Genomic DNA, 25,089 nt, shown 5'->3' with positions numbered 1-25,089 from the left:
GAAGTCATCGTTTGCTCAACGAACACATCAGGAGTTCTTGTGACAGGAAAGACCTACGCGTCCGCTGCCGACGCGGTCGCGGACATCGGCCGTGGGGCGACCATCGCGGTCGGCGGCTTCGGGCTGTGCGGTATCCCGGACGCTCTCATCGAGGCCATCGCGAACACCGACGCCGACGAGCTGGAGGTGTTCTCCAACAACTGCGGCGTCGACGGCTACGGACTCGGAATCCTGCTGGCAGCGGGACGTATTCGCCGGGTCACCGCCTCGTACGTCGGAGAGAACAAGGAGTTCGCCCGGCAGTACCTCGCCGGCGAACTCGAGGTCGAACTGACCCCTCAGGGCACCCTCGCCGAACGACTTCGCGCCGGCGGCAACGGCGTTCCCGCATTCTTCACCCCCGCCGGGGTCGGCAGCCCTATCGCCGACGGCGGAATGCCGTGGCGCTACAACGCCGACGGCTCGGTATCCATCGCATCGCCGCCCAAGGAAACGCGAGTGTTCGGCGACAAGCGGTACGTACTCGAAGAGTCGATCAATGCCGACTTCGCTCTGGTGCACGCCGAAACAGGTGATACGGCAGGCAATCTCGTGTTCGACAAGACCGCGATGAACTTCAATCCTCTCGCTGCGATGGCCGGCAAGATCACCATCGCGCAGGTCGAGAACCTCGTGGAGCCGGGCGAGATCGACCCAGCCCACGTACATCTGCCCGGCGTGTTCGTCCAACGCGTCGTACACACCGGGCCACAGGACAAGCGCATCGAAAAGCGCACCGTCAGTTCAGGAGTGCGAGCATGAGTGCAGGATGGACCCGCGATCAGATGGCCGAACGCGCCGCAGCGGAGATGATCGACGGCGAATACGTCAACCTCGGCATCGGACTGCCGACGCTCATCCCGGGATACCTGACCGACGACGTCAAGGTGACCCTGCACTCCGAGAACGGCATCCTGGGCACCGGACCCTACCCCACCGAGGACAAGGTCGACGCCAACCTCATCAATGCGGGCAAGGAGACCGTCACCGTCAATCCCGGTGCAGCATACTTCGATTCGTCGCTGAGCTTCGGAATGATCCGCGGCGGCCACATCGACACGGCGGTGCTCGGCGGCATGCAGGTCTCCAGAACCGGTGACCTCGCCAACTGGATGGTGCCCGGCAAGATGGTCAAGGGCATGGGCGGCGCGATGGACCTCGTACACGGTGCCCGACGCGTCATTGTCGTCATGGAACACACCGACCGCGACGGCAATCCCAAGATTCTCGACGCCTGCACTCTGCCTCTCACCGGCCAGGGCGTCGTCGATCGCATCATCACCAACCTCGCCGTCATCGACGTCGTCGGCGACGGCACCCTCGAGCTGGTGGAACTGGCACCGGGCGTGACCGCCGAGCAGGTCACCGCCGCAACCGGATCGACTCTGAAAAGCTGAACGAACGACTGTTGGCCCGAAACACTGTGGGCCCGAACATCCGAAGACGTTCGGGCCCACAGTGTTACGTGCTAGTCCGGAATCATGTCGAACGTATCCGGATTCGGTCCGGTACGACCCTGCTCACCCTTGTCGAGAGCCGTGATGGCGTCGACATCGGCGGAGCTGAGCTCGAAGTCGAAGATCTCGAAGTTGGCCTTGACCCTCTCCGGCGTCACCGACTTCGGGAAGATGATGTTGCCGCGCTGAATGTGCCAGCGGAGCACCACCTGCGCAACGGATTTGCCTGCCGCATCGGCGATTCGCTGCAGTTCCGCGTCGTCGAGGACGTTGCCCTGAGCGATCGGCGACCACGCTTCGGTGGGGATGGCGTGCTCACGGCCGTAGGCCCATACGTCGTTGTTGACGAAGTACGGGTGCACCTCGATCTGGTTCACCGCAGGGACCGTATCGGTCTCCTGCGCAAGGCGATCGAGGTGGGCGGGCTGGAAGTTGGAGACACCGATGTTGCGGGCGCGGCCGTCGGCTGCGAACTCCTCCAACGTCTTCCACGTGGATACGAAATCACCGTCGTAGCGAGTGGGTAGGGGCCAGTGGATGAGGAAGAGGTCCACGTAGTCGGTTCCGAGGTCGCTGAGCGTCTTGTCGAATGCCTTGCGCGCGTCGTCGGGCCGGTGAAAGCCGTTGTTGAGCTTGCTGGTGACGAAGACCGATTCGCGATCGATTCCGGAGTTACGGATGCCCTCGCCGACCTGCTTCTCGTTGCCGTACATCTCGGCGGTGTCGATGTGTCGGTAGCCGATCTCGAGCGCCGTTTCGACGGCCTTCGCGGTCTCCTCCGGGTCGATCTGGAAGACGCCGAAGCCGAGCTGGGGAATCTGCTTGCCGTTTCTGAGCGTGACGTTGGGTACCTGAGTCATATCGCCGGGGTGCCCGCCCACTCTCGCCTTCAAACCGGGTGAAATGATGCGTGCGTGATAGTGCAGCGCATCCGGCGCATCGTAGACGGAGTTGCCGAGAAGTTCGGCCGGTCCACCTCCGCTCTGATTGCCCCCGAGCGCCACTTCGACCCCGCGCACCCGTGGTTTCTCACCGCGCCCGAGCGGGGCAACGACGACACCCGTATTTCGGCGTGGACCGAGGGCAACCGCGTCGAAAATCTGGTGCACGGCAAGACCTACTTCGCTGCACTCGCAGGAGCCCTCGAGCAGACCGAGCGCGACGATCTGGTGCTCTTCACCGATTGGCGCGGCGACCCGGAGCAGCTGCTCACCGACGACGGCGTGACCGTCGAAGATGCCCTGGCCGCCGTCGCGCACCGCGGTGGCATCGTCAAGGGCATGGTGTGGCGCTCCCACATGGAGACCCTCGGTTTCACCGGTCCGAAGAACCGCAAGCTCGCACTGCGGCTGGAGGAGGCGGGCGGCGAGGTCATCCTCGACCAGCGCGTGCTGACGCTGGGCAGCCACCATCAGAAGTTCGTGGTCGTGCGGTACGGCAGGAAAGATCTGCCCGACGTCGCGTTCGTCGGTGGCATCGACCTGGCCCGTGCCCGACGCGATGACGCCGATCACTTCGGCGATCCTGTCTCACGTCCCTTCCCGCCCGAGTACGGCGAGATTCCCGCGTGGCACGACGTGCAGGTGCAGATCGAAGGCCCGGCGGTGCGGGACGTGGAAGACGTCTTCCGCGAACGCTGGGAAGATCCGGCCGCTCTCTCCCGTTTGCCATGGCACGCGATACCCGACCTGCTACGCGGAGTCACGCGCGAGCCGTCGGAACTCCCTCCCGCGGCGGCACCCCCGGAGCCCCTGGGCACGTGCTCGGTGCAGCTGTTGCGTACCTACCCCCGCCGGCGCCCCGCCTACCCGTTCGCCACGAAGGGCGAGCGCAGCGCGGCCCGCGCGTACGCCAAAGCTCTCGACAGGGCCACCGAGCTGATCTACATCGAGGATCAATATCTGTGGTCGGTCGACGTCGCTCGCGTCTTCGCCGCGGCATTGCGCCGGAAGCCGAACCTGAAGTTGGTGGTGGTGGTCCCCAAGCACCTCGACGATGACAGCAACTTGACCATTCCCTCTGCGCTGCTGGGACACTCGGCGGCACTCGGGGTCATCCGCGCGGCCGGCGGCGACCGCGTTCTGGTACTCGACATCGAAAACGACCGTGGCATACCGGTATACGTGCACTCGAAGGTCTGCATCATCGACGACGTGTGGACCGCGGTGGGATCGGACAACTTCAATCGCCGCTCCTGGACCCATGATTCGGAGCTGACCGCGGCCATCGTCGACGAGCAGCGCGACGATCGGGCGCCGTTGGACCCGGCAGGCCTCGGCGACGGTGCCAGAACCCACGCACGGAACCTGAGACTCGAACTGATCCGCGAGCACCTGGGACGGGCCGACGGCGACGACGCAGACCTCGTCGACCCGCAGCAGTTCTTCGATGTGGTCTCGGCCAGCGCGACCGCTCTCGACAACTGGCATCGCAACCCGTCAGCGAAGTCCCGGCCCGTCGGCCGACTGCGCAGGCACGAGATCTCGGTGCCGCCCGTCTGGCAACAGCGACTCGCCGCACTCGCCTACCGCTTGTTCGTCGACCCGGACGGACGCCCCATCGGGATGCGCCTGCGTCGTCGATTCTGAAGACTTCTTCGACCGACCCTTCCCGCTCTATCCGTTTCGGACCTGACAAATCGGGCATTCGCGATCGGTGCCTTCCTCCTCTCGTACACCCACTGCCCTCGTCTTCGCACCGTCTCCACTGTTGACGGTCACTCTCGACGCCGCCCCGAACGGCAGTACCGAACTGCACGTCCACGCGGGCGGTCAGGGTCACTGGATCGCGCGAATGGCGTCGGTGCTCGGACTCGATGTCACGCTCGCCGGGGTCTTCGGCGGCGAGATCGGTGCCGTGCTGCGCGGCATCGTCGAGAGTGAGGGCATCTCCGTCGTCTCCATCGATATCGGCCAGGAAAGTGGCTCCTACGTGCACGATCGCCGCAGCGGAAAGCGTGAGGTACTGGCCACGGTGGACCCACCGCCGCTGGCCAGGCACGCGCTCGACGATCTGTTCGGTGCCGCGCTCGCCACCGGTGCCCGCAGCGACGTCGCGATCCTCGGCGGTCCGCATGCCGACGACATCGTGCCGGCCGAGGTGTACGAGCGGCTGTGCGCGGACCTACGCGCGCTCGATGTGCCGGTGGTAGCCGACCTGTCGGGACCGACGATGCAGGCCGCTCTCACCGGCGGTCTCACGGTGCTCAAGGTCAGTCACGAGGATCTCATCGCCGACGGCGGTGCCGAGTCCGAAGACCCGAAGCACCTGATCGACTCGATGCGAAAGATGCACGATGCCGGTGCCGAGGTCGTCGTGATCTCACGAGCAGGGGACCCGGCGTTGGCTCTGGTGGAGGGCGACGTACTCGAGATCGTCACCCCGGGTCTGCAGATGGTCGACCACCACGGCGCAGGCGATTCGATGAGCGCCGGAATCGCCGCCGGAATCGCCCAGGGAATGTCGATGCAGGAGTCGCTGCGGCTGGGCGGAGGCGCGGGCACCGCCAACGTCACCCGCCGCGGCCTCGGTAGCGGCCGAAAAGATCTGGTACTCGGGCTGACCGAATCGGTGGACGTGCGTCCGTACAGCAAGGCGGGCAAGAAATGAGAGCCCTGATCACCAATGACGACGGCGTGCACAGCGCAGGCATCGCCCTGCTGGCACGGGTCGCCCTCGATGCCGGCCTCGACGTCGTGGTGGCCGCGCCCCACGAGGAGCGCAGTGGTGCCAGCGCTTCGTTGACGGGAATGGGCGTCGACGACCACCTCGGTATCGAGATGACCGAGATCGACGGGCTACCCGATGTGACGGCCTATGCGGTGCAGGCCTCGCCTGCCCTCATCGCGTTCGTCGCCACGAGGGGGGCCTTCGGCGACGTGCCGGACCTCGTGCTCTCGGGTATCAACCACGGCCCCAATACCGGTGCTGCCATTCTGCATTCGGGAACGGTGGGTGCGGCGCTGACTGCCCTGACGCACGGGGTTCCTGCCATGGCGTTGTCGTCGCTCGCCACTCGGCCGTCGCATTGGGAGACCGCCGAACACGTCGCACACCTGGCCGTGACATGGATGGTCGCGCACCTGACGGTCGATGCCGTGGTCAACGTCAACATTCCCGACGTTCCCCTCGCCGACTTCGCCGGAATCGTCCCAGCGTCACTGGCTCGCTACGGCGCGGTACAGGCCGAAATAGGAGACCGCGGAGAAGATTTCGTCACCGTCCGGTTCGACGCGATCCGAGCCGAGGACGACGATTCCGACGCCTCCCTACTGGCCCGGAACTGGGCGACCGTCACCGCACTGCGTCCCCCGAGCGAGGTGGACCGCGTCGATCTGTCGACGATGTGCGAGTGAGCTCTGCGCCGAGGAACGAGAATTGTCGGTGCCCTCGGGCACACTGGAACACATCACCACATATGCCACGGACCTAGGGGGTCACCGCGTGACGTTCCATTCTGTAGTTCCACCGTTTCTGCTCGAACGGCTCCAGGGAGCCGGTGCCCGCGCCACGCTGCTCGCCGACCGTGAGATGCGGGAGGGGCGAGAAGTCGTCCAGGCACGTACCGCCATCGCGCCGCGGACCGGCGGCACACTCGAACGCACGATCTCCGACGCGAAATCGACTCGCGACCTCCCGGGCCAGCAGGTTCGCGCCGAGGGTGAGGATCCCACCGGCGATGCCGCGACCGACGAGGCATACGACGGTCTCGGCGCGACCTACGCGTTCTTCGACGAGGTCTACGGCTACTCGAGTCTCGACGGCAGTGGACTGCCCCTCGACGCGACGGTGCACTACGGCCAGGACTACGACAACGCGTTCTGGGACGGCTCGCGCATGGTGTTCGGCGACGGTGACGGCGAGGTGTTCGCTCGATTCACCGTCTCACTCGGCGTCATCGCGCACGAGCTCGCGCACGGGTTCACGCAGTACACCACTCCGCTCGAGTACAAGGACCAGGCCGGCGCACTGAACGAGTCGATCTCCGACGTCTTCGGCGCACTCGTCGAGCAGTACACCGCGAAGCAGAACGCCGAGGACGCGTCGTGGCTGATCGGTGAAGGTCTGTTCCTTCCCGCCGTTCAGGGGAAGGCTCTGCGCTCGCTGCTCGAGCCCGGCACCGCCTACGACGACGATGTGTTGGGCAAGGATCCGCAGCCGGCGAGTATGGACGATTTTGTCGTCACCACCGAGGACGAGGGCGGGGTGCACATCAATTCGGGTATTCCCAACCGGGCGTTCGCCGTTGCCGCGACCACCCTGGGAGGTCCGGCGTGGGACCGCGTCGGGCAGGTCTGGTTCGACACGATGACCGTCGGCGGACTCGCACCGACAGTGGACTTCGCCGGCTTTGCCGCCGCAACACTCGCGGCGGCGAACAAGCGATTCGGAGCCGGGTCCGACGTTGCCGAGGCTGTGGCCTCGGGTTGGTCTACCGTGGGGGTGAAGACAACCGGGGTCGAGCCCATACCGAAGCCGAACGACGATCGGGTGTGATCGAGGGCAGATGAGCCTGCGCATCGAGGTACTACGAACCGGCGGCGTCGCTGGAATGTCCAAGCGTGGCGTCGTCGAGACCGACGAGCCGGAATGGCAGTCGTTGGTCGAGGCCGCGCAGCCGTACCTTGCCGATCAGCAGGCCACCGACGCGGCCGAGTCCAACGCCCGCGACACATTCGTCTGGAGCGTGTCGGTGGGCGAGCATTCGTGCCGAGTCGGGGATTCTGCCCTGACCGGGCCCTTACGCGACCTCGCGGAGCGCACACTCCGCGAGGGCCGCGTCAGGTAGTTCAAGGCAGTTGTAGTCGACACAGACCTGTAGTCAGCCCAGCTGTCAGGCCTTCCACTCCTCGCTGCGTTCTTCGGTTGCCTTGCTCAGTGCCTCGACGGTGGCGTCGACTCCGAAGTCCTTGCCGTAGACCGGCGAACCCGGCTGCTGTCGCCAGGACTCTTCGAGGGTTCCGGCATCGACCGGGTCGAAGCCGAGCTCGTCGATGACCGAGAACACGAACTTCTTCGAGTCTGCGTCGTTGCCTGCGATCGGAAGCGCGATGCGCCGGTCGGTCCCGGCCGGTACGCCCTTCTCGAGCAAGTGCTTGTACCAAATTCCGTTGAAGGCCTTGATCACCGGCTCACCGAGTTGTTGGGCGACCCAGACACTTTCGGGTGTTCCGCCTTCGATCTCCTCGATCAGCCCGTCGCGCTGCTGCGGGTAGTAGTTGTTCGTCTCGATGATCGGCGCTCCGGGCTTGCGAGCACTGGTGATTCCTGGAGCGAGATCCGGAACGTTCTTCTGCGGGATGCTCAGAATGACGAGGTCGGCATCCTCCGCGGCATCCGCGGCCCACACCGCGGTCGCTCCGGTTTCCGCCGCCAGGTCGGCGAGAGTCTCCGGATCACGCGAGTTGGAGAACCGAACCTCGTGACCGAGTGCTGCGAGTCGGCGCGTGAGCGTGCCGCCGATCTGTCCACTTCCGATGATGCCAATTTTCATGTCCGGAACAAACGATCCCGGACGGGATCTATTCCCGTCAGGAACCGACCGCGACCTTCGAGCGGGGCCGCCCGAACTTCATCGCCTTGTCCACGAGCTTGCCGTACCGCAGAACCGGCAGGTCACGGAAGTAGTTCATCCGCAGCTTCCACGGAGTTTCGCTGCCCTGCCTCGGGAAATTGTCCACGGCCCGCAGCACGTAACCGGCGGCGAAATCGAGAAACGGTTCTTCGTCGACGGACGGATCGCGTTCGAGCTCGACGGTGCTGTATCCGTTCTCGTCCATGTGCGCGAGCAGTCGCATGACGTAGTTCGAGACCATGTCGGCCTTCAGCGTCCACGACGCGTTGGTGTATCCGACCACAAAAGCGAAGTTGGGGATGCCGGTGAGCATCATGCCCTTGTACGCCATGGTGCTGGGCAGATCCACGTCTCTACCGTCGACACGGAACGTCGCGCCGCCGAGTGCGGACAGGTTCAATCCCGTTGCAGTGACCACGATATCGGCGTCGAGGTGCTGCCCGGACTTCAGCTTCAGGCCGGTCTCGGTGAAGCTGTCGATGTGATCGGTGACGATCGAGACCTCGTCCTTGCGGATCGAGCGGAACAGATCGTTGTCGGGCACCAGGCACAGCCGCTGATCCCACGGGTTGTAGGACGGGGTGAAGTGGGTGTCGAGGTCGTATCCCTTGGGCAACCACCCCTCCTGGAGCTTCCGGATCCGCTTCTTCATGAACTCCGGGTACTTCTGACTCAAGGTGAAGATCAACATGGCCATCGACACGTTCTTGAGTCGAGTCACGCTGTACGCCAACTTCTTCGGCAGTCGCTTCCGCAATGCCTGCGCAATCGGGTCCTTGGACGGCAGCGAGAGGATGTAGCTCGGCGAGCGCTGCAGCAGGGTCACGTGCTCGGCATCGCGAGCGAGATTGGGTGCCAACGTGATCGCCGTTGCGCCACTGCCGATGACGACGATCTTCTTGCCCGCGTAGTCCAGATCCTCGGGCCAGTGCTGCGGGTGGATCACCTGACCACCGAAGTTCTCCTGGCCGGCGAATTCGGGACTGAATCCCTTGTCGTAGTTGTAGTAACCACTGCAGGAGAACACGAACGACGCGGTGATCGTGACGGTCTCGTCCGTGTCGCTACGCTGCGCAGTCACCGTCCAGAACTGCTGCTCGGACGACCATTCGAGGGCAATCACCTTGTGGTGGTACCGAATGTGCTTGTCGACGCCTGCTTCTCGAGCAGTCTCGACGATGTAGTTGCGGATGTCGGTGCCGTCGGCGATGGACTTCTCACCCATCCACGGTTTGAAGCTGTAGCCGAGGGTGTACATGTCGGAATCGGACCGAATACCGGGGTAACGGAACAGATCCCACGTGCCACCGATCGCGCCGCGGCTTTCCAGGATGGTGTACGTCTTCCCGGGCAGATCGTGCCCGAGGTGACGCGCGGCCCCGATACCGGACAGGCCGGCACCGATGATGAGGACATCGACCTCGGGGGTAGTCAGTACGGCAGTCATATCAGCAACGATTCCTTCGGTGGGGGGTCAGCTGGTCTTGTTGCGAGCGCTCTCGGACCTACCGAGGCGAGCTACTTCTTCGTCCATCTTGGGCAGGATGGTCGGCACGTGCGCCAGCATGCTGCGATCGCCGACGCGCGAGGTGATGACGGCCTTGAACCAGGACGCTGCACCCACCCAGCGCGGTACGTACACGCGACGCTTGCGCTTGGCCAGGCCGTCGACGAAGGCGTCGACGCACTGCTCGACGGTCATTGTCTTGCCGAGGGGGCCGGGCAGTACCGCAAGCAAGTCCTGGAATGCCGTGAGATCGGATTTGGCGTCCTGCACCATCGGGGTGTCGATCCACGCCATGTGAGCCGAGCCGACGTCCACACCCCGGTAATTGACCTCCAGCCGAAGCGCATTCGCGAAATGCTCGGCCGCAGCCTTGCTCGCGTTGTAGGCCGCCAGACCGGGGCAGGGGGTGAACGCGGCCAGCGAGGAGACGACGAGGATGTAGCCGTTGCGTTCGATCAACGACGGCAACGCAGCGCGGACGGTGTTGAACACGCCGATCACGTTGATGTCCATGACGCGTTGGAACGTGGCCGGGTCCACCTGCATGATCGAGCCGTAGCTGGCGATTCCTGCGTTGGCGAGCACCAGATCGATGCCTCCGAACGCCTCGATCCCGCCGTCGACGGCGCGCTGCATGTCGTCCAGATTTCGGACGTCGGCGACGAACGCCTCGGCCTTCAGCTGCGTCGCCAGCTCTCGCAGCGGGGCCTCGTCGACGTCGACGAGGACCAGCCGGGCACCTTTGCCGGCCAGGTCGCGCGCAGTGGCGGCACCGATTCCCCGTGCTGCTCCGGTGATCAGAACCACCTTGTTCCGTAGCGTCGACGCCGCCATGTGCTCCCCCTCGATCCGAATGCTTGTCTGCGAACACTTTGCATCTGATACCGAGCGGTGTCAAGATCTGTGTGTGACCATCCATCACAGTGAAGTCGGCCGCACCTACCGAGGTGCCGATCCGCAGCAGCGGCAACAGGAGCGTCGGATCCGCCTGCTCGACGCAGCCGTCGAAGTATTCGGCACCACCGGATACCGGACGGCGACCGTGGAGAAGGTGTGCAACGAGGCCGGGCTGACCAAGCGCTATTTCTACGAGTCCTTCACCAACAGCGAGGACTTGTTGATGGCCACCTACGCCCGGGCGACCGACGCGATGCGCGAGAGCATCCTCGTCGGAGCAGCCGCAGAGCGGGATTCCAGCGAACAGGTGCTCAGAGGGGCACTCACCGGCTTCTTCACGTTCGTAGCCGAGCAGCCGAAATCGGCTCGCATTGCCTTCGTGGAAATCCTCGGCGTGTCCCCTACCGTCGACGCGCTGTACCGCAAGACCACCACCTCGTTCTCCACGACGGTGCTACAGGTGGCCGAGACCGTCGGGGCCAGCCGCGGCCTGGCCGGGCCGAACCGTCGAACATTGGCGATGGGACTCGTCGGCGCGGTCCTCACCATTGCTCAGCAATGGTTGCTGTCCCCCGAACGCGAACCTCTCGAATCCGTGATCGCGAGCGCCCACACCATCCTGGCCGCGGTGGTGTTCGGACGCGTCGACGGCTAGCGGCAGGGTCGGAGCCAGAAAGCTCAGGCTCTGCTCTGCAGCGGCTCCACCGGGGCATCCGCGGTGGATCGTTCGCCGGATTTGACGACGACTACACCGAGCAGGATCAGCGCGCCACCGGCGAGTTGGATCGGCGCCGGCGCTTGACCGAGTAGCAGCCATGCGAACACCAGTGCCGCAACAACTTCCATCAAACCCATGAACGACGCCAACCGCGAACCGAGACGTCGACCTGCTGCGATCCCGAGGACGTAGGCAAGCGCTGCCGTCACCACTCCGAGCCCGACGATCGGAACCCACCACGGAACGACGGCATCGACGAAGGTGACGTCGGTCAGCGGGGCTGCGAACGGCACGATGCCGACGAGTCCGGCGACGAGCAGGATCAGCCCGCCCGTGAGCAAGCCTCCGCCTGCGAGCACGATCGGCGGAAGTCCGTTGGTCTCGTCGGCGGAGAGCACCCAGTAGACGGCTGCACCGGCCATCGCGCCGAGCGCCCACAGCACGCCGACGGTGTCGACGTCGGCACCGGAGATCAGGTCGAGCACGAGCACCAGACCCATTGCGGCCAACAGCGCGCCCACCAGGGTCGAGCGGCCGGGGCGTTGGTGATGGCGGAACCACATCCACCCGATGACGGCCACCGGCGAGGTGAATTCGATGAGCAGCGCCACACCCACTTCCATACGCCCGACCGCGTTGAAGAACGCGAGCTGGCAGCCGGCGACCGCGAACGCTCCGTACGCCGCGATCAGCTTCCAGTTCTTGGCCAGCAAGCTCCAGCGTCCACGCAGCGCCAGGATCGACGGAATCAGCAAGACCGCGGCGGCGAGCAGGATGCGCGCGGTCACCGCTGCGCCTGCAGTCCAGCCGGCATCGAGCAATCCCGTGGCCAGCGAACCGGAGAGCCCGAACGACGCGGCCGAGAGCAACGCGAACCCGAGCCCCGAAAGCCGGCGCGAGCGCGCAGCAGCGTCATGCGTGGCCGCGAGGTCCACCGTCGTGTCATGAGTGTAAGCCGTCATGACATGTGACAGTAGAGACCGACTTGGTAAGGTGTCAACATGCTTTTTGCTCATGACGCAGAACTGTCGCTTCTGTCCGCCGTGGCATTGGTCAATTCCGCCGAGGATCCGGACACGTTGACCACACGCAACGAGCTGGCCGAGTTCTTCACCGAGCAGGGCTACTCCGGCCGCTTCGACGGCGACGACGCCGAGCTCGAGGCGGTGAGGGCATTACGGCCGACCCTGCGCGCTCTGCTCACCAGCAGCCGCGAAGACGCCGTGGTCGAGGTCAACCGACTGCTGGCCGAGTCCTCGGCCCTGCCGCGACTGGTCCGCCACGGAGACCTCGACTGGCACGTTCACGCTGTGGCCGACGACAGTCCGCTCGCCACCCGCATCGTTGTCGAAACTGCGATGGCGATGATCGACGTCATCCGCGCCGACGAGCTGTCCCGCTTCGACGTCTGTGCAGATCCGGACTGCAACGGGTTGGTTCTCGATCTCTCACGCAACCGCTCACGCCGGTTCTGCAGCACGACCTGCGGCAACCGAGCGGCAGTTGCCGCCTACCGCGCACGTAAGGCCCAGTAGCGGAGCGCTTCGCAAGGCCGACGGCATAGTCGACGGACTTCCGGGTATCCGGGGATGGAACTTAGCGAGAGGAACATCCCCCATGGTCGAGAAAAGGCCTTCCAAGACAAGCTGGGCACGTGCGGTCGAGAACATGTTGGCCGTCATCCTGATTTTCGCTGGAATCGCGGCCGCAGGCGGTCTGATCGCCGCCTTGGCGGGCGGCTTCGAAGGGTGGGCCATCGTTGCCGGTGTCACCGTCGTCGTGCTGTTCGGTGCCGCGTTCTTCGCCGTTCGAGACGGTGCCCGACGCCGCGCTCGTGAAATCGACACGGTCGTCTACGCACCCGACAGCACCGACCAATTGTTCGACGTCGACCCGAACACCGGTGAGCGAACCCCGCACCGCGACTAGCGCTATGGGTGTGGGTTCGCCCGGCCAGGTCGATCAGAACGGATACTTCTGGATGTCCGACTGCATCGTGACCCACTGCAGGTCGCAGAAGGTGTCGAGGTTGACGGTGGTGCCGAAGTGCCCGCCCGAACCCGAGGCCTTGACGCCACCGAACGGGGCAACCGCCTCGTCGTCGACCGTCTGATCGTTGATGTGCACTGCGCCGGAACGGATTCGGTCCGACAACTCGTACGCCGCGAACGGATTTGCAGTGACGATCGCAACGGACAGACCGTATTCCGAGGAATTGATGATGTCGATGGCTTCGTCGACGGTCCGGTAGGTGGTGATCGGGGCGACCGGGCCGAAGATTTCCTCGGTGAACGCCGGCGAATCCTTCGGCACGTTGCCGAGCACGGTCGGCCGGTAGTGGAGACCGTCGAACGTACCGCCTGACGCCAGTTCGGCACCGGCCGTCACCGTGGCCTGCACGATGCTGTCGACTCGCTTCAACTGGTTCTCGTCGATGATGGGCCCCAACGCATTCGACGGGTCGGTCGGATCTCCGACAGTGATGCGTGCGGCGATCTTCGCGAGCTCCGCCGTGTACTGCTCGGCGAGATGCTCGGGAACGAGATGCCGACCCGACGCCATGCAGATCTGTCCCTGGTGCAGGAACGAACCCCACGCGCCCGCCGATGCAGCGGCCTCGATGTCTGCATCGGGCAGCACGAGGAACGCGTTGTTTCCGCCGAGTTCGAGGTGGACCTTCTTGAGGAGCGGCGCAGCGGCTTCCGCGATTCGGCGGCCGGCCGCTGTGGATCCGGTGAAGGAGATGCACGGGACGTCGGGGTGCGAGACGAGAGCCGCTCCCACATCGGCACCCGAGGGCAGTACGTGCAACAGACCGTCCGGCAGGCCCGCTTCGGCGAAGATCTCGGCGAGGACAAGCCCACCCGAAATCGGCGTTCGCGGATCGGGTTTGAGAACGACGGCGTTGCCGACGGCCAGAGCAGGCGCGACCGACCGCATCGACAGTACCGCTGGGAAGTTGAACGGGCTGATCACGCCGATGACGCCCATCGGAACGTAACGACCCACCGAGAAGCGTGACTTCGCGCTGCGCAGCACCTGCCCGTACGGCTGCGACGCCAGAGTGGCCGCCTCGGACAATTCGGCAAGAACCAAGCCGACCTCGGCCCCCGCCTTGCCGTGACTGGATCCCGATTCGGGGATCAACCACCGCGTCAGACGCTCGGGGCTTTCCGCGAGAAGCGCCGCAGCCTTCGTCATGACCGACGCCCGCTCGGGGTAGGGAATGGCGGCCCATTCTCTCTGCGCGCGTGCAGCTTTCGCGACAGCCCGATCGAGATCGGCGACGTCGGCGGCACCGACGGTGGCCACGACCGACCCGTCGGACGGCGCGGTCACGTCGAGGGTTCCACCCCCGCCGTCCACCCATCCGCCGTCGAATATCTTCGCCGTCCACGCCAGTGTGTTCGCCATGTCAGTCCTGCTCTTTCTTTCTCGGTGTTCTTTTTTCGTTATCCCTGGGCTGCGATCGCTGCGTCGAGCACCTCGGCCTCGGCCCAGGATCCATGGAACGCGAACGGAACTCGGACGGGAAGCTTGACGCGTGCAAGAGGTTCGCGGGTGAACGCGTCGGCCTCGTGAACCAGTAGCTCGGACAGGCCGGTCGCCGGATTCCACCACAGGGTCAGCAGATATCCATCGTTCTCGGCGCTCGCTCCTCGACGCTGGACGAATACCGGTTCGCTGGGGCTGGTCAACCCGTCGGGCCCTTCGAGCACGATCGTCTGGCCGGTGGAGAAGTCATGGCGCGCAAGCCCATCCGTCAGGGTCAGCGGCGACAGATCACGGGTGGTGGCGAAGTAACCGAAGCGATTCTCCTTGCCCAGCCACGCGTCGTTGATCTTCGGGAATTCACCCGCCACCCCGCTGTGCATGTGCTGGGTGGTCGTCCTGGTCGCGGTATCGAGCACGAACCGCCAGGCCATCGCAGGTGGAAACCAGGAGTGCGAGTCGATCGGCTCGTCCGAGTCGTCGGCCGGATTGCCCAGACGCGCGATGACGTGCAGATCCACCACGATTCCTGTGGCAGTTTCGTGCGCGTTGAAGAAGTGTGTCGGGGCCAGCATCAGGCCGGTGTCGTACCAGGTCACCTCGTGGGTGCGCCGGTCGAGGACGGCGAACCGGCTGCCGTTCGGTGTAGCCGATTCGTCCCAGAGCACACCCGGCCGCCCCGCCATGATGCGGTCGAGGCGGAACTGGTTGGGCGAGATGAGGAAGATCGCGAGGTGTTCGCTCACGATGTAATCGTGCACCATTGCCGGACAACCCATGTCGAAAGTGACGGTATCGACGACGGTGCCGCTGGTATCGGCCTCGTACCACGTCAGATTCGGCCCGATGGCGGAGTAGAAGAGCATGTTGCCCGTCGACGGTTCGATCTTGTAATGCGCCGTGCACAGGATGTCGAGTGCGCCACCGAAATCGTACGTGCCCTGCGTTTCGAGGGTTTCGGGGTGCATCGAATGCGGAAGTCCGCCTTCGTAATACACCAGCAGATGGTCGGCGAACAGGCCGACGTTGGTGTTGGCGACACTCTTGGACGGCGGCGCGCCCACGGGCAGATCCCGCCTGGCTTTGCCCGAGCCGTTGACGAAACCGCTGTACAGCGCTTCCCCGGCCTCGACCTCGACCTTCATGGTGTCGGTGTGCACCCACTTCATCCGGAACGACGCCTTGCCGTCGCGGATGTAGGTGCCCGCGACTCCGCCATCGCCCTCCCACCAGTGGTAACGGTCGGTGTCGAGTGGCTCGAAGCGTGGATTGTCGGCTATTCGGAACAGCGCGCCGGCGAGGTCGTCGGGGAGTTTCCCGATGACCTCGAGGTCGAATGCCTCGGTCTCCTCGTGCCACGGCGCGAACGGCCCGTTCAGGAACTTGTTGGACGTGTTCCAGTCGACGTCCGCCTCGTGCCGAGGAGTCGGTGGCGCGGTGCGCCGGACCAGTGTTGTCGGGAGAGGGGTGGGTAGTTCACGCATAGCTGATGCCTTTCGTCTCGATGTCGGACAGTTCGGAAGGGCTCGGGGAACATCCGGTCCACGACGCCACTGCGGCTCGAACGTCGTCACCATCGTGCGGATGCCACACGGCCGCGACGAAGCGGTCGGGCCGGATGAGAACGAATCTTCCGGTGTACGTGCGCATCTCGTCGTCCAGCCGGCCGTCGACATCGAGTAGAACGTTGATGCCGTCGATTCTCGGTACCGTGCGATCGGTGGGCACGGCGGCCTCGACCGCATGCAGGCCGCGCGCGATATTGCGAGCGTGCGTCCAATCCGCCGTGTCGTGCACGTCGACTCCCACCAGCGCCCAACCGGTTCCGAGGATCTCGTCGAGCGGGCGGATGGTTCGGGTCGCCGAGTCGAAGGCCCGAGGTTGCCCGATCGCGCTCCCGGTGTCGTCGCCGGGGAGCACGAGTCCGTCGGAGAATCGGTACGGAGGGCGGTAGGCCATGGTCTCGAACCAGCGTCGCCCGTTGTCGGTGGCCAATGCGGCTCGGACCAACTCGTCGCGCCTGGCCGCGATACGAGGATTGGTCGTCATCACCACGCGGCCCAACCGCTCGGATGCGCGAACCACCGCGGCGGCATGCGGGCCACGCTCGGATCGGTATGTGGCCAGCACACTTTCGTGCAGGCAACCGTCGAGCACGCCTGCCAACTTCCACGCCAGGTTCGCGGCGTCGCGAATGCCGGAGTTCAGACCCTGACCGGCGAACGGCGGCATCATGTGTGCGGCGTCGCCGAGCAGGAAGCAGCGCCCCAGCTGCCATCGATCGGCTACGAGACCGTGGAATCGGTAGTTGACGGCTCGTTCGACTTGATCGGGTGTGATCGGCCGGTAGCGCGAGACGAGTCTTTCGATGAGTTCGAACGGTGGCGCGTCGGTGGCTGTGCCCTCCCCCTCGAACAGGCGGAATTCGTATCGACAGCGGCCACCGAGACCGGGCACCACCACGTGCGGCCTGCTCGGATCGGCGTGGTGCATACCGTAGCGCTCGGTGTGGGGGTCGCCGAGCGTGTCGACCACCAACCACAGTTCCGGGTGGCTGCGTCCGATCATGCCGATACCGAGCAGGTTTCGGACGGTCGATCGTCCGCCGTCGCTTCCGAGGAGATAACGGGCTCGCACGGTCCGTCCGCCCGCTTCGATGGCCACGGCGTCCGCGTCCTGCACGATCGACGTGACCTCGGTGTCGAACCGAACGGTGACATTGCGCGCCGTATGCAGCGCCCCGGCCAGCACACGCTCGAGATCCGGTTGCGCGAACGGGTTCTTGAAGGGGTAGCCCAGTCGGTAGGCGCTCTCCGCGCCGCCGTGGAACAGCGGTTCGTCATCGAGGCCGTAGTAACGGGTTCCGGTGCCGGGCAGGACGATCGGCAGGATTCTATCGATGACGCCTGCCTGCTGATAGGTGCGCAGTGCCTCGTCGTCGATGCTGATCGCTTTGGGTTCGTCGCTCGTCGTCGAGCGCCGCTCGAGAACGATGACGCGGAGCCCTCGTGCAGCGAGCAGCAGGCCCGCGGTCATCCCGACCGGACCGGCACCGCAGATCGCTACGTCGTAGAGGGTGTCGAATCTCGTGTCCACACCCCCAAGGTAGCGCGCATCACGTTAAATAGGAATGGTGTCCCATAAAATAGGACACACTACGAGCTGACGACGGCCAATCTCGTCGACAGAGTCTGCGCCGCGGCCCGCACTGCGGTGACGAGCACGTCGGTCCGGTCCTCCGGGACGCGACGCCTGATCGCGACGATGCTCAATGCAGCTGCCACCGAACCGGACTCGTCGAAGATGGGAGCGGCGATTCCCATCGCATCCGGGTCCACCTCGGCGACGGTCACGCCGTAGCCGGTAGTGCGGATGCGCTCGAGGCGGTCGACAAGACGATCGACGTCGGTCAGTGTTCGATCGGTGAAGCGTTGCAGATCGTGCCGCCCCAGAATGGAGCGAATCTCCTTCTCCGGCAGCCAGGCCAACAGCGTCAATGCCGATGCGCCGGCGTTGATGGGCAGCCGGCTCCCGCGCTCGTAGCTCAGACGCACCAGTTGCTTGGCTCCCTCACACCGCTCGATGCACACGGCCGTGTCGTCGACGAGCCTGGTGAGCAACACGGTTTCCCCCACCTCGTCGGCCAGTTCACGCATCACCGGTTGGGCGATCGTCGTCAATCCGTAACCGCGCCGGGCCAATCGAGCAAGCTCGAGTACTGCGACACCCAACCGAAAGCCCCCATTGGGAGCCTCCTCGAGAAACGATGCGCCGACCAACGTCTGCAGATATCGGTACGCCGTGGAGCGGGCACTGCCGAGGGCCTCGGCGACGTCGTTCGCACTGATCTGCAGGCGATCCTCGGTGAACATTCCCAGGATTATCAGCGCACGGTCGGCCGTGCTGTTGCGTTCTCTGTATCCACTCGTCTCCTGTGCCATGCCGCCATCCTAGTTCTGATTGTCAGGACTGCTGTGTCATCAAATGAATCTTCACCCTTGACAGCTGTGATCCAGGCCATGAACACTGTCCTGTAATAGACAACAGTCGTCCTGCATTACAGGACACGGCCTCCGAACGAGGAACTCATGAAAACCACCCAACCCACGCTGGATCGCGGCACGCTGATCGCCTGCTGCCTCGCGATCGGCGTCGCCCAGATGGGCGTCTCGCTCGCAGCGCCCATTCTCGGCGTGATCCAACGCGACCTCGGAGCGAGTGCTGCGGCGCTGGCCTGGATCCCGGCCGCGTTCATCCTTCCCACCGCCATACTCGAGCTCAACTTCGGCGTGCTGGGCGACATGTTCGGCCGCAAGAGGCTGCTCGTCTGGGGTGGTGTGCTCGTCTTCGTCGGAGACGTCGTCGCCGGAACCTCGGGAACTCTGACGCAACTGATCGCCGGGCAGGCCATCGCCGGACTCGGTGCTGCCGCAATCTTTCCCACGTCACTGGCGATGCTGGTCTCGGCAACCCCCGAACGTCAGGAGCGAGCCCGCGCGCTGTCTCTCTGGGCAGTCAGCCTGGCGTTCGGTGCCATGATCGCACCGCTGATCAGCGGCTTCGCGGCCGAACACTTCAGCTGGGGCTGGTCGTTCGCCATTCCCGCCGTTCTGGGTCTCGTCACCGCCGCGGTCAGCGCCGCGGTGATCGTCGACTCGCGTCATCCCGCCGGACGCGGACTCGACTGGCCCGGCCAGATCACCATCGCCGTCGCGTTGCTCGCCCTGCTGTACGCCGTGATCCAGGGCTCCGTGGACGGCTACTCGAGCCCCGTCATCGTGGGCGCATTCCTTCTTGCTGTCACATCGTTTGCCGCGTTCGTGGTCAGTGAGCAGCGAGCCCGCACCCCGATGCTGAACCTCGCGCTGTTCCGTACGCCGGCCTTCGCGGCGGCCGCCCTGATCGGATTGCTCGCGATGTTCGGCTTCATCGGAACCGCCTACGCGCTCAGTGTGAAACTCGAAGCGATCCTCCACGTCAGCCCGCTGCAGGCCGCGCTACCGTTCGCCCTCATCCAAGCCGTACCCCTGCTCCTCACGCCGTTGCTCCCACGCCTGTTGATGCGCGTCGCGGCCCGCACGCTGCTGGTCACCGGACTGTCGGCACTGGCCATCGGTCAGATATGGATGGCTCAGCTACCCGGCGACTCCACCTCACTGCTCGCGATGACCGGCCCGATCCTGCTGCTCGGCACCGGCTTCATCACCATGTTCACCGCACTGACGGCCGTCGCCGTCGGAGCCGTCGCCATCGATTACGCCGGAATGGCCAGCGCGGTCACCAGTCTCGTTCGCGAAACCGGCCAGAGCCTCGGCCCCGCGATCGTCAGCGCCGTGGCCTTCGGAGTTGCCGGAGCCACCCTCACCTCCAACCTGTCCGACGGTTCCCTCCCTCCCGAGGCGGTGGGCGTGGCCTCCGGCGTCGCCGAGCAGGGTGGACCGTTGGCGGTGGCCAACGCCGATCTCGGCCCGATCTCCGATCTGGTTGCACCGCTTGCCCGTACGGCTCTCGAGACCGGCCTGGACATCGGCATCTACGTCTGTGCCGGAGCCACCGTCCTGGCTGCGCTCATCGCCCTCGTCATCCCCGGCGGAGCCCCGAAGGGCCTCGATGCGGCCCCGATCGACGCGGCAGCCTCACCTGCGGCCGGGCGACTGCTGCCGGCAGGTGAGTGAGATGTCCAAGCCCACTATGAATCACGTCTTCACCCTCGACGTCGAACTGGCTCCTCCCGTGGTCATCGGGTCCACCCCGCACGGAATGCGTCGGGTCATACCGATCACCGGCGGCCGATTCCAGGGACCCGCCGGATCCGGAACGATCCTGCCCGGCGGTGCGGACTGGAACCTCGTGCGTACCGACGGCGTCACCCATCTGTGGGCCCGCTACACGATCGTCACCGACGACAACGTGCCCATCATGGTCACCAACGAGGGCTGGGGCACCCAGGACGACGCCACCATGGAGCGCATCTTCTCCGGCGGCGGTGCCGACCTCGACCGCTGGTACTGCTCCACCAACCCTCGATTCGAGGTGGCCGACCCAGAATGGAACTGGTTGAACCACAGCGTGTTCCTCGGTCAACTCCTGCCACCGAACCGCGGCGACCAGGTTCGGATCACCGTCTACACCGACGCCCCCGTTCCCACCCCATCGACGCTCCGAAAGGCGGATCACTGACATGACCACTCCCACCCGGAACCGACTGCAGGAAGGCGGTGCCGTGGGCACGCTGCGACGCACCGCGGTCTCGCACATCGGTTTCACCGTTCCCGACGTCGCCGCCACCGCCGACTTCTACGGCCGCACCGTCGGTCTGACGGTGCAGGGAGAACTCGCGGGCGGCGGCCTGCGCCTCGGCTGGGGCCTCGGTCACCACGTTCTCGACCTGACCGAGGGTCCGAAAGGACTGTCTCACTACGGCTTCGAGGTACGCGATGTCGACGGCCTCGACGGTATAGCCAAGAGACTCGTCGACGCAGGCCACCCCGTCACCGAGCTGGACCCCTCCGTGCTCGACCATGCGGTCGGGGTACCGTCGGGCATCTCGGTGGTGGATCCCGACGGAACCACCGTGCATTTCCACGGAGCCGTGCAGCGGCAGGGCGAGAACGCTGCCGATCCAGGACGACGTCCGATCAAGTTCCAGCACACCACTCTCGGCACCGACAACGTGGCGCAGATGGTCTCGTTCTTCGTCGACACCGTCGGGTTCCGTATCTCCGATCAGCTCGAGGACGGCAAGTTCGCGTGGCTTCGCAGCGACCGCGATCACCACACCCTGGCCGTCGTCGAGAACGGCAAACCCGGCGATCTCGACCACTACTCCTACGACCTCGCCGAGTGGGAGGACTTCAAGTCCTGGTGCGATCGTCTCACCGAGATCGGCGTCGACGTCGTCTGGGGCCCGGGACGTCATGGCCCCGGCAACAACCTGTTCGTCTTCTTCGACGATCCCGCAGGCAACCACATCGAGCTCTCGGCCGAGATGGAGAAGTTCCACGACGACCGAGCCACGTACGTGACGCGGCAGTGGCGTCCGGTACCCGCATCGGTGAATCTATGGGGCGGACAGCTGGCGAGCTGGCGCAAGACGAGTGAGAGCGAGATCTGACAGATGGCCTACATCAGCTACGAGCACAACGGAATTCGCGGGGTCGGCGAGGTCGACGGCGATGCACTGATTCCGCTGCAGGGCATTGCCGCGATCGGACGTTCCAGTTCGCTCGGGGCACTTGCCGGCGCGGATCGACTGACCGGGGAGCGCCTACCGATCGCCGACGTGCGCGTTCTCCCCGCAGTCACCGACCCGGCCCGAGTGATCTGTGTCGGTCTGAACTACCGCGACCACATCGCCGAGACAGGACGCGAGTTCCCTACGTACCCGGTCATGTTCCCCAAGTACGCCTCCAGCCTGATCGGGGCCTACGACGATATCGCCGTACCGCCGGAGAGCTCCGAGGTGGATTACGAGGGCGAGATGGCGGTGATCATCGGACGCACCGGCCGACGCATCACCGAGGAGAACGCGCTCGATCACGTTCTGGGTTACACCGTCGCCAACGACATCACGATGCGTGACTTCCAGTACAAGACGCACCAGTGGATGCAGGGAAAGGCATGGGACTCAAGCACTCCCCTCGGCCCCAGCATCGTCTGCCCCGGCGAGGTGGACCTCGCGAGCTGCGGCATTCGTACCGTCGTCAACGGCGAGAAGGTACAGGAATCGGATCTCTCGCAATTGCTGTTCACGGTGCCGAACCTGATCGCGACCATCTCCACGTTCACCACCCTCGAGCCCGGTGATGTCATCCTCACCGGCACACCCGGTGGCGTCGGATATCGCCGTAAGCCGCAGCTGCTGTTGAAGCCGGGCGATCAGGTATCCGTCGAAATCGACTCGATCGGCACCGTCGAGAACCTACTGGTGGCCGAGAAGATCTGAACTTCAGGTCGGAACCGATTCGAGACGCACCATCGAATCGGTTCCGAGGAAGAACACCCCCGACGCGGTCTCGACGATCGAACCCGACTCAGTGAATCCGTCGGACCGTTCGGGCAGTGGCCATCGCCACCGCACGTCGTTCGATTCCGTGGTGGCCACGAGCGCGTTCTCCTCGAACGAATAAGCGGTGTTGCCGACGGTCGTCTCGGACGCGTACGGGTCGCGCAGCGTCCACACGTCCGCACCGCCTGCGTCGACGACGGTTGCGTCGGAGGTCAATTCGAGACCGTCGAGCGGCGTTCCGGTACGGGGATCGAAGAATGTGGCCTCACCGCCGAGGGTGACAAGGCCTCGTCCGTCGGACACGTGAATCAGCGGGCCCTCGACGCCGTCCCAGCCCGCGAAGGACGTGATCGGGCGCGACCACATCCGATCGAGGGCATCGATGGAACCCCCGTGCAGCACCGATTCGCCGTCTTCGGGGTTGCCCTCGAGCAGAAAGACGGACTGCCCGTCGCTCTCGATGGCGTACGGGAACCAGGCTTCGGGGATCGGCGTTCTCCGTGCCTCCCCGTCGTCCACGCCGATCCTCACGATCGACGGGACGTCGGAATACGAATCCAGACAGACGATGTCGTTGCCCATGCGCTCGCTTGCGCACTGGTCGACATTGCCGGGTGACTTCTTCCAGCGGACATCGCCGCCCTCGGCATCGATCGCCACGAACTCGATCGAATCCACGGAATACGAACGAGGATTCGGCAGTCCCGCGGCAGTGACGAGAACATCACCGGCGTCGATCACCCCGGCGACACTCGAATCGAATTGCAGATTTGCTGCGGGAGAACGAAATGCGGCGAACTCGCGTCCGTAGACGGTCTCCGCGTCGATCTGCCACGTCGGGTCGAGGATGGGCCCGGTCGGTGCCTGCGTGGTTGTCGTCTCCTCCGAGAACGTCGGTGTCATAGCCTGGACGTCCGACGGCTGTTCGACGGGAACGTCCTGCATCGATACCACGACGACTGCGGCGACGACGGATACGGCGGCAACAGCCACCGCAACTCCGGCGCGAATGGTGGACCTTCTCTGCGAATCGGTCATGGCCACTGCGCAATCGGAGCCTGCGCCACAGCATCGAGCACCTCGAAAGACAGTGGTTCCGGCAACACCAGCGGTGCGTACTGGGTGGGGTCGAGGTCAACCGTCGAGCGAACCGACACCTGCACCCCGGACGGTCGTGTCACTGTTACCGAACGCGTGAGCTGTGTGGTGCCGTCCTCGGAGACGAAGCTGTTCATGATGTCGGCGTCATAGCTTTCGACCACCGAACCGTCGGGCAACGTTCGTGTTTCGATGACGGGTCCGTACGCGGACTCTGGATCGTAGGGATCGAGTGGCACCGGAAGTTCCACACCCCCGGATACCGAGATGTACAGCCCCACGCGAGTTCCGACCACCTTCAGGTCGGTGCACACACCCGAGCTGTATCCGCCGGGAACGAGGGACCCGATCGGTCGATTCAGTGCGGGTGTGTTCGGAATCGCCTGCCACGCTGCCGCCAACGCGTCGTTCGCCGCGGCCACAGCCTCCGGGCGTACGTCGAGTTCGGTCCCGGAGCCCTGCGCCGCGATATAGCAATCCTGCCGAGGCGCAACACTTCCCTCCGGGGCGGGCACCGTGACACGCAGCTCCGGCAACGCTGCGATGCGAGCCAACTCCGATGACTCGAGCGGAAGTTCGGCCGACTCCGTGCCGGTGAGATTCGCGATCACCTGCGTTCCATCCGGGTGATATGCGGTGGCCGTACGGAAATTCGTTCGGTCGCCGGCATATTCGTACCAACTTTCGTCGGTATCGATGACCGTGCCGTCCGACTGGGTGGTTCTGGCATCGAGCGCGCCTGCGACACAGGCCGGCACGCCGGCGTCAGAGGGTCGGACACTGATGCTTGCGAACGCCGACGTACCAGACCTTTCCAACTCGCCCATGGCATCGGTGCTGGGTTGTAGTCCCACCGGAACATCGTCGCCGTCATCCTCCACTGGTTGAAACACGAGTGACATCGACGGCGTCGCCAAACTGATTGACACATCGCCGGGCAAGGCTGCAAGCACGGCGTCGGACATTGCACCGGCTTTGCCCGATGTGAGCCACGGATAGTCGGGGTTGTCATATGACGGAGACCCCTGAACGATCGACGACGTCATGAACGCCCCGCCCTCACCCGACGGTGGCGGCTCGACCTCCGCGCACCCCGGGATGTCCACCGGATACTCGATCGGCTCGGACACAACTTCGGAATCACTGACGGCGACAGCCGACTCCGGCGATCGAAGCAGACCCGCCGCAGCGACCCCGAGGGCCACGACCGTGACGATGACGGATGCGTCGATGATGGCGTTGTATCTTCTTCCTTCGGGCACGAGGAAACAATACAGACCCAGCGGAAGGTTTTTCAGC

General features: G+C 64.9%; 24 protein-coding genes and 1 pseudogene. 14 read left to right on the top strand and 11 right to left on the bottom strand.

Annotated features, from left to right (window positions below; genetic code table 11):
- The first annotated feature begins 39 nt into the window (after nucleotides 1-39).
- A complete protein-coding gene (locus CH294_RS13085; RefSeq protein ID WP_037149076.1) occupies nucleotides 40-801 on the top strand; it encodes a CoA transferase subunit A in 762 nt (253 codons plus the stop codon).
- Nucleotides 798-1,436: a 3-oxoacid CoA-transferase subunit B gene (locus CH294_RS13080; protein ID WP_094738176.1), complete on the top strand. Its 639-nt coding sequence runs from the start codon at nucleotides 798-800 to the stop codon at nucleotides 1,434-1,436. The genes CH294_RS13085 and CH294_RS13080 overlap by 4 nt, the downstream gene beginning before the upstream one ends.
- Before the next feature lie 71 nt (nucleotides 1,437-1,507).
- On the opposite strand, the gene CH294_RS13075 is transcribed toward CH294_RS13080, so the two are convergent.
- Entirely contained in the window at nucleotides 1,508-2,356 is an 849-nt protein-coding gene (locus CH294_RS13075) for an aldo/keto reductase (protein ID WP_094617904.1), read from the bottom strand.
- A gap of 54 nt (nucleotides 2,357-2,410) precedes the next feature.
- Here CH294_RS13075 and CH294_RS13070 point away from each other — a divergent pair, with 54 nt between their 5' ends.
- From CH294_RS13070 to CH294_RS13050, 5 genes are all read left to right on the top strand, one after another.
- On the top strand, nucleotides 2,411-4,084 hold the full coding sequence (locus tag CH294_RS13070) for a phospholipase D-like domain-containing protein (protein ID WP_094738175.1): 1,674 nt from the start codon (nucleotides 2,411-2,413) through the stop codon (nucleotides 4,082-4,084).
- 121 nt (nucleotides 4,085-4,205) lie between these two features.
- A complete protein-coding gene (locus CH294_RS13065; RefSeq protein ID WP_249305263.1) occupies nucleotides 4,206-5,105 on the top strand; it encodes a PfkB family carbohydrate kinase in 900 nt (299 codons plus the stop codon).
- On the top strand, nucleotides 5,102-5,851 hold the full coding sequence (locus CH294_RS13060) for a 5'/3'-nucleotidase SurE (protein WP_037149093.1): 750 nt from the start codon (nucleotides 5,102-5,104) through the stop codon (nucleotides 5,849-5,851). The genes CH294_RS13065 and CH294_RS13060 overlap by 4 nt, the downstream gene beginning before the upstream one ends.
- A gap of 88 nt (nucleotides 5,852-5,939) precedes the next feature.
- A complete protein-coding gene (locus CH294_RS13055) occupies nucleotides 5,940-6,992 on the top strand; it encodes a M4 family metallopeptidase (RefSeq protein ID WP_249305262.1) in 1,053 nt (350 codons plus the stop codon).
- A 10-nt stretch (nucleotides 6,993-7,002) separates the two neighbouring features.
- Nucleotides 7,003-7,284, top strand: a complete 282-nt coding sequence (locus CH294_RS13050) for a protealysin inhibitor emfourin (RefSeq protein ID WP_052058257.1) — start codon at nucleotides 7,003-7,005, stop codon at nucleotides 7,282-7,284.
- Between the two features lie 45 nt (nucleotides 7,285-7,329).
- Here the strand turns inward: CH294_RS13050 and CH294_RS13045 are convergent.
- From CH294_RS13045 to CH294_RS13035, 3 genes and pseudogenes are all read right to left on the bottom strand, one after another.
- Nucleotides 7,330-8,004, bottom strand: a pseudogene (locus tag CH294_RS13045) (NAD(P)-binding domain-containing protein); the annotation flags it as partial.
- Nucleotides 8,005-8,026: 22 nt separating this feature from the next.
- Nucleotides 8,027-9,517, bottom strand: coding sequence for an NAD(P)/FAD-dependent oxidoreductase (locus CH294_RS13040; RefSeq protein ID WP_037149099.1), 1,491 nt, complete (start codon nucleotides 9,515-9,517; stop codon nucleotides 8,027-8,029).
- A 27-nt stretch (nucleotides 9,518-9,544) separates the two neighbouring features.
- On the bottom strand, nucleotides 9,545-10,411 hold the full coding sequence (locus CH294_RS13035) for an SDR family oxidoreductase (RefSeq protein WP_094738173.1): 867 nt from the start codon (nucleotides 10,409-10,411) through the stop codon (nucleotides 9,545-9,547).
- A gap of 73 nt (nucleotides 10,412-10,484) precedes the next feature.
- On the opposite strand from CH294_RS13035, the gene CH294_RS13030 reads away from it, so the two are divergent.
- Entirely contained in the window at nucleotides 10,485-11,129 is a 645-nt protein-coding gene (locus tag CH294_RS13030) for a TetR/AcrR family transcriptional regulator (protein ID WP_032404618.1), read from the top strand.
- A gap of 23 nt (nucleotides 11,130-11,152) precedes the next feature.
- Here CH294_RS13030 and CH294_RS13025 read toward each other — a convergent pair whose 3' ends face one another.
- Nucleotides 11,153-12,154, bottom strand: coding sequence for a DMT family transporter (locus tag CH294_RS13025; RefSeq protein ID WP_032404617.1), 1,002 nt, complete (start codon nucleotides 12,152-12,154; stop codon nucleotides 11,153-11,155).
- A gap of 39 nt (nucleotides 12,155-12,193) precedes the next feature.
- Between CH294_RS13025 and CH294_RS13020 the strand changes: the two genes are divergently transcribed.
- The gene (locus CH294_RS13020; RefSeq protein ID WP_032404616.1) at nucleotides 12,194-12,727 is read left to right on the top strand and encodes a CGNR zinc finger domain-containing protein; all 534 of its coding nucleotides are present in this window, start codon (nucleotides 12,194-12,196) and stop codon (nucleotides 12,725-12,727) included.
- 82 nt (nucleotides 12,728-12,809) lie between these two features.
- Entirely contained in the window at nucleotides 12,810-13,121 is a 312-nt protein-coding gene (locus tag CH294_RS13015; RefSeq protein ID WP_141216504.1) for a hypothetical protein, read from the top strand.
- Nucleotides 13,122-13,154: 33 nt separating this feature from the next.
- Here the strand turns inward: CH294_RS13015 and CH294_RS13010 are convergent, their stop codons facing one another.
- Genes CH294_RS13010 through CH294_RS12995 form a run of 4 tightly spaced genes read right to left on the bottom strand, consistent with a single transcriptional unit; the run spans nucleotide 13,155 to nucleotide 18,625 of the window.
- Nucleotides 13,155-14,606 (bottom strand): aldehyde dehydrogenase family protein, encoded by a 1,452-nt coding sequence (locus tag CH294_RS13010; RefSeq protein WP_094738171.1) that lies wholly within the window; start codon nucleotides 14,604-14,606, stop codon nucleotides 13,155-13,157.
- A gap of 38 nt (nucleotides 14,607-14,644) precedes the next feature.
- Complete coding sequence (locus CH294_RS13005; RefSeq protein ID WP_094738170.1) at nucleotides 14,645-16,168, bottom strand: carotenoid oxygenase family protein; 1,524 nt, start codon at nucleotides 16,166-16,168, stop codon at nucleotides 14,645-14,647.
- On the bottom strand, nucleotides 16,161-17,780 hold the full coding sequence (locus CH294_RS13000; protein ID WP_249305260.1) for an FAD-dependent monooxygenase: 1,620 nt from the start codon (nucleotides 17,778-17,780) through the stop codon (nucleotides 16,161-16,163). The genes CH294_RS13005 and CH294_RS13000 overlap by 8 nt, the downstream gene beginning before the upstream one ends.
- Nucleotides 17,781-17,839: 59 nt before the next feature.
- Complete coding sequence (locus CH294_RS12995; RefSeq protein ID WP_094738169.1) at nucleotides 17,840-18,625, bottom strand: IclR family transcriptional regulator; 786 nt, start codon at nucleotides 18,623-18,625, stop codon at nucleotides 17,840-17,842.
- A gap of 147 nt (nucleotides 18,626-18,772) precedes the next feature.
- Between CH294_RS12995 and CH294_RS12990 the strand changes: the two genes are divergently transcribed.
- The 4 genes from CH294_RS12990 to CH294_RS12975 are packed head-to-tail and all read left to right on the top strand — an operon-like array spanning nucleotide 18,773 to nucleotide 22,629.
- Nucleotides 18,773-20,359 (top strand): MFS transporter, encoded by a 1,587-nt coding sequence (locus CH294_RS12990; RefSeq protein WP_094738168.1) that lies wholly within the window; start codon nucleotides 18,773-18,775, stop codon nucleotides 20,357-20,359.
- A gap of 1 nt (nucleotide 20,360) precedes the next feature.
- Entirely contained in the window at nucleotides 20,361-20,864 is a 504-nt protein-coding gene (locus CH294_RS12985; protein WP_170944706.1) for a DUF3237 domain-containing protein, read from the top strand.
- A 1-nt stretch (nucleotide 20,865) separates the two neighbouring features.
- Nucleotides 20,866-21,798: a VOC family protein gene (locus CH294_RS12980; protein ID WP_094738166.1), complete on the top strand. Its 933-nt coding sequence runs from the start codon at nucleotides 20,866-20,868 to the stop codon at nucleotides 21,796-21,798.
- Between the two features lie 3 nt (nucleotides 21,799-21,801).
- Nucleotides 21,802-22,629: a fumarylacetoacetate hydrolase family protein gene (locus tag CH294_RS12975; protein ID WP_094738165.1), complete on the top strand. Its 828-nt coding sequence runs from the start codon at nucleotides 21,802-21,804 to the stop codon at nucleotides 22,627-22,629.
- A 3-nt stretch (nucleotides 22,630-22,632) separates the two neighbouring features.
- Here the strand turns inward: CH294_RS12975 and CH294_RS12970 are convergent, their stop codons facing one another.
- Both CH294_RS12970 and CH294_RS12965 read right to left on the bottom strand, forming a co-directional pair.
- Complete coding sequence (locus CH294_RS12970) at nucleotides 22,633-23,730, bottom strand: hypothetical protein (RefSeq protein ID WP_094738398.1); 1,098 nt, start codon at nucleotides 23,728-23,730, stop codon at nucleotides 22,633-22,635.
- The gene (locus CH294_RS12965; protein WP_094738164.1) at nucleotides 23,727-25,052 is read right to left on the bottom strand and encodes a hypothetical protein; all 1,326 of its coding nucleotides are present in this window, start codon (nucleotides 25,050-25,052) and stop codon (nucleotides 23,727-23,729) included. Before CH294_RS12965 ends, CH294_RS12970 begins: the two co-directional genes overlap by 4 nt.
- Nucleotides 25,053-25,089 lie beyond the last annotated feature (37 nt).

The organism is Rhodococcus sp. 14-2483-1-1 (assembly GCF_002259335.1).
GTDB lineage: Bacteria > Actinomycetota > Actinomycetes > Mycobacteriales > Mycobacteriaceae > Rhodococcoides.
The sequence above is the reverse complement of the archived record's forward strand: the minus strand, read 5'-3'. Positions and strand labels throughout refer to the sequence as shown.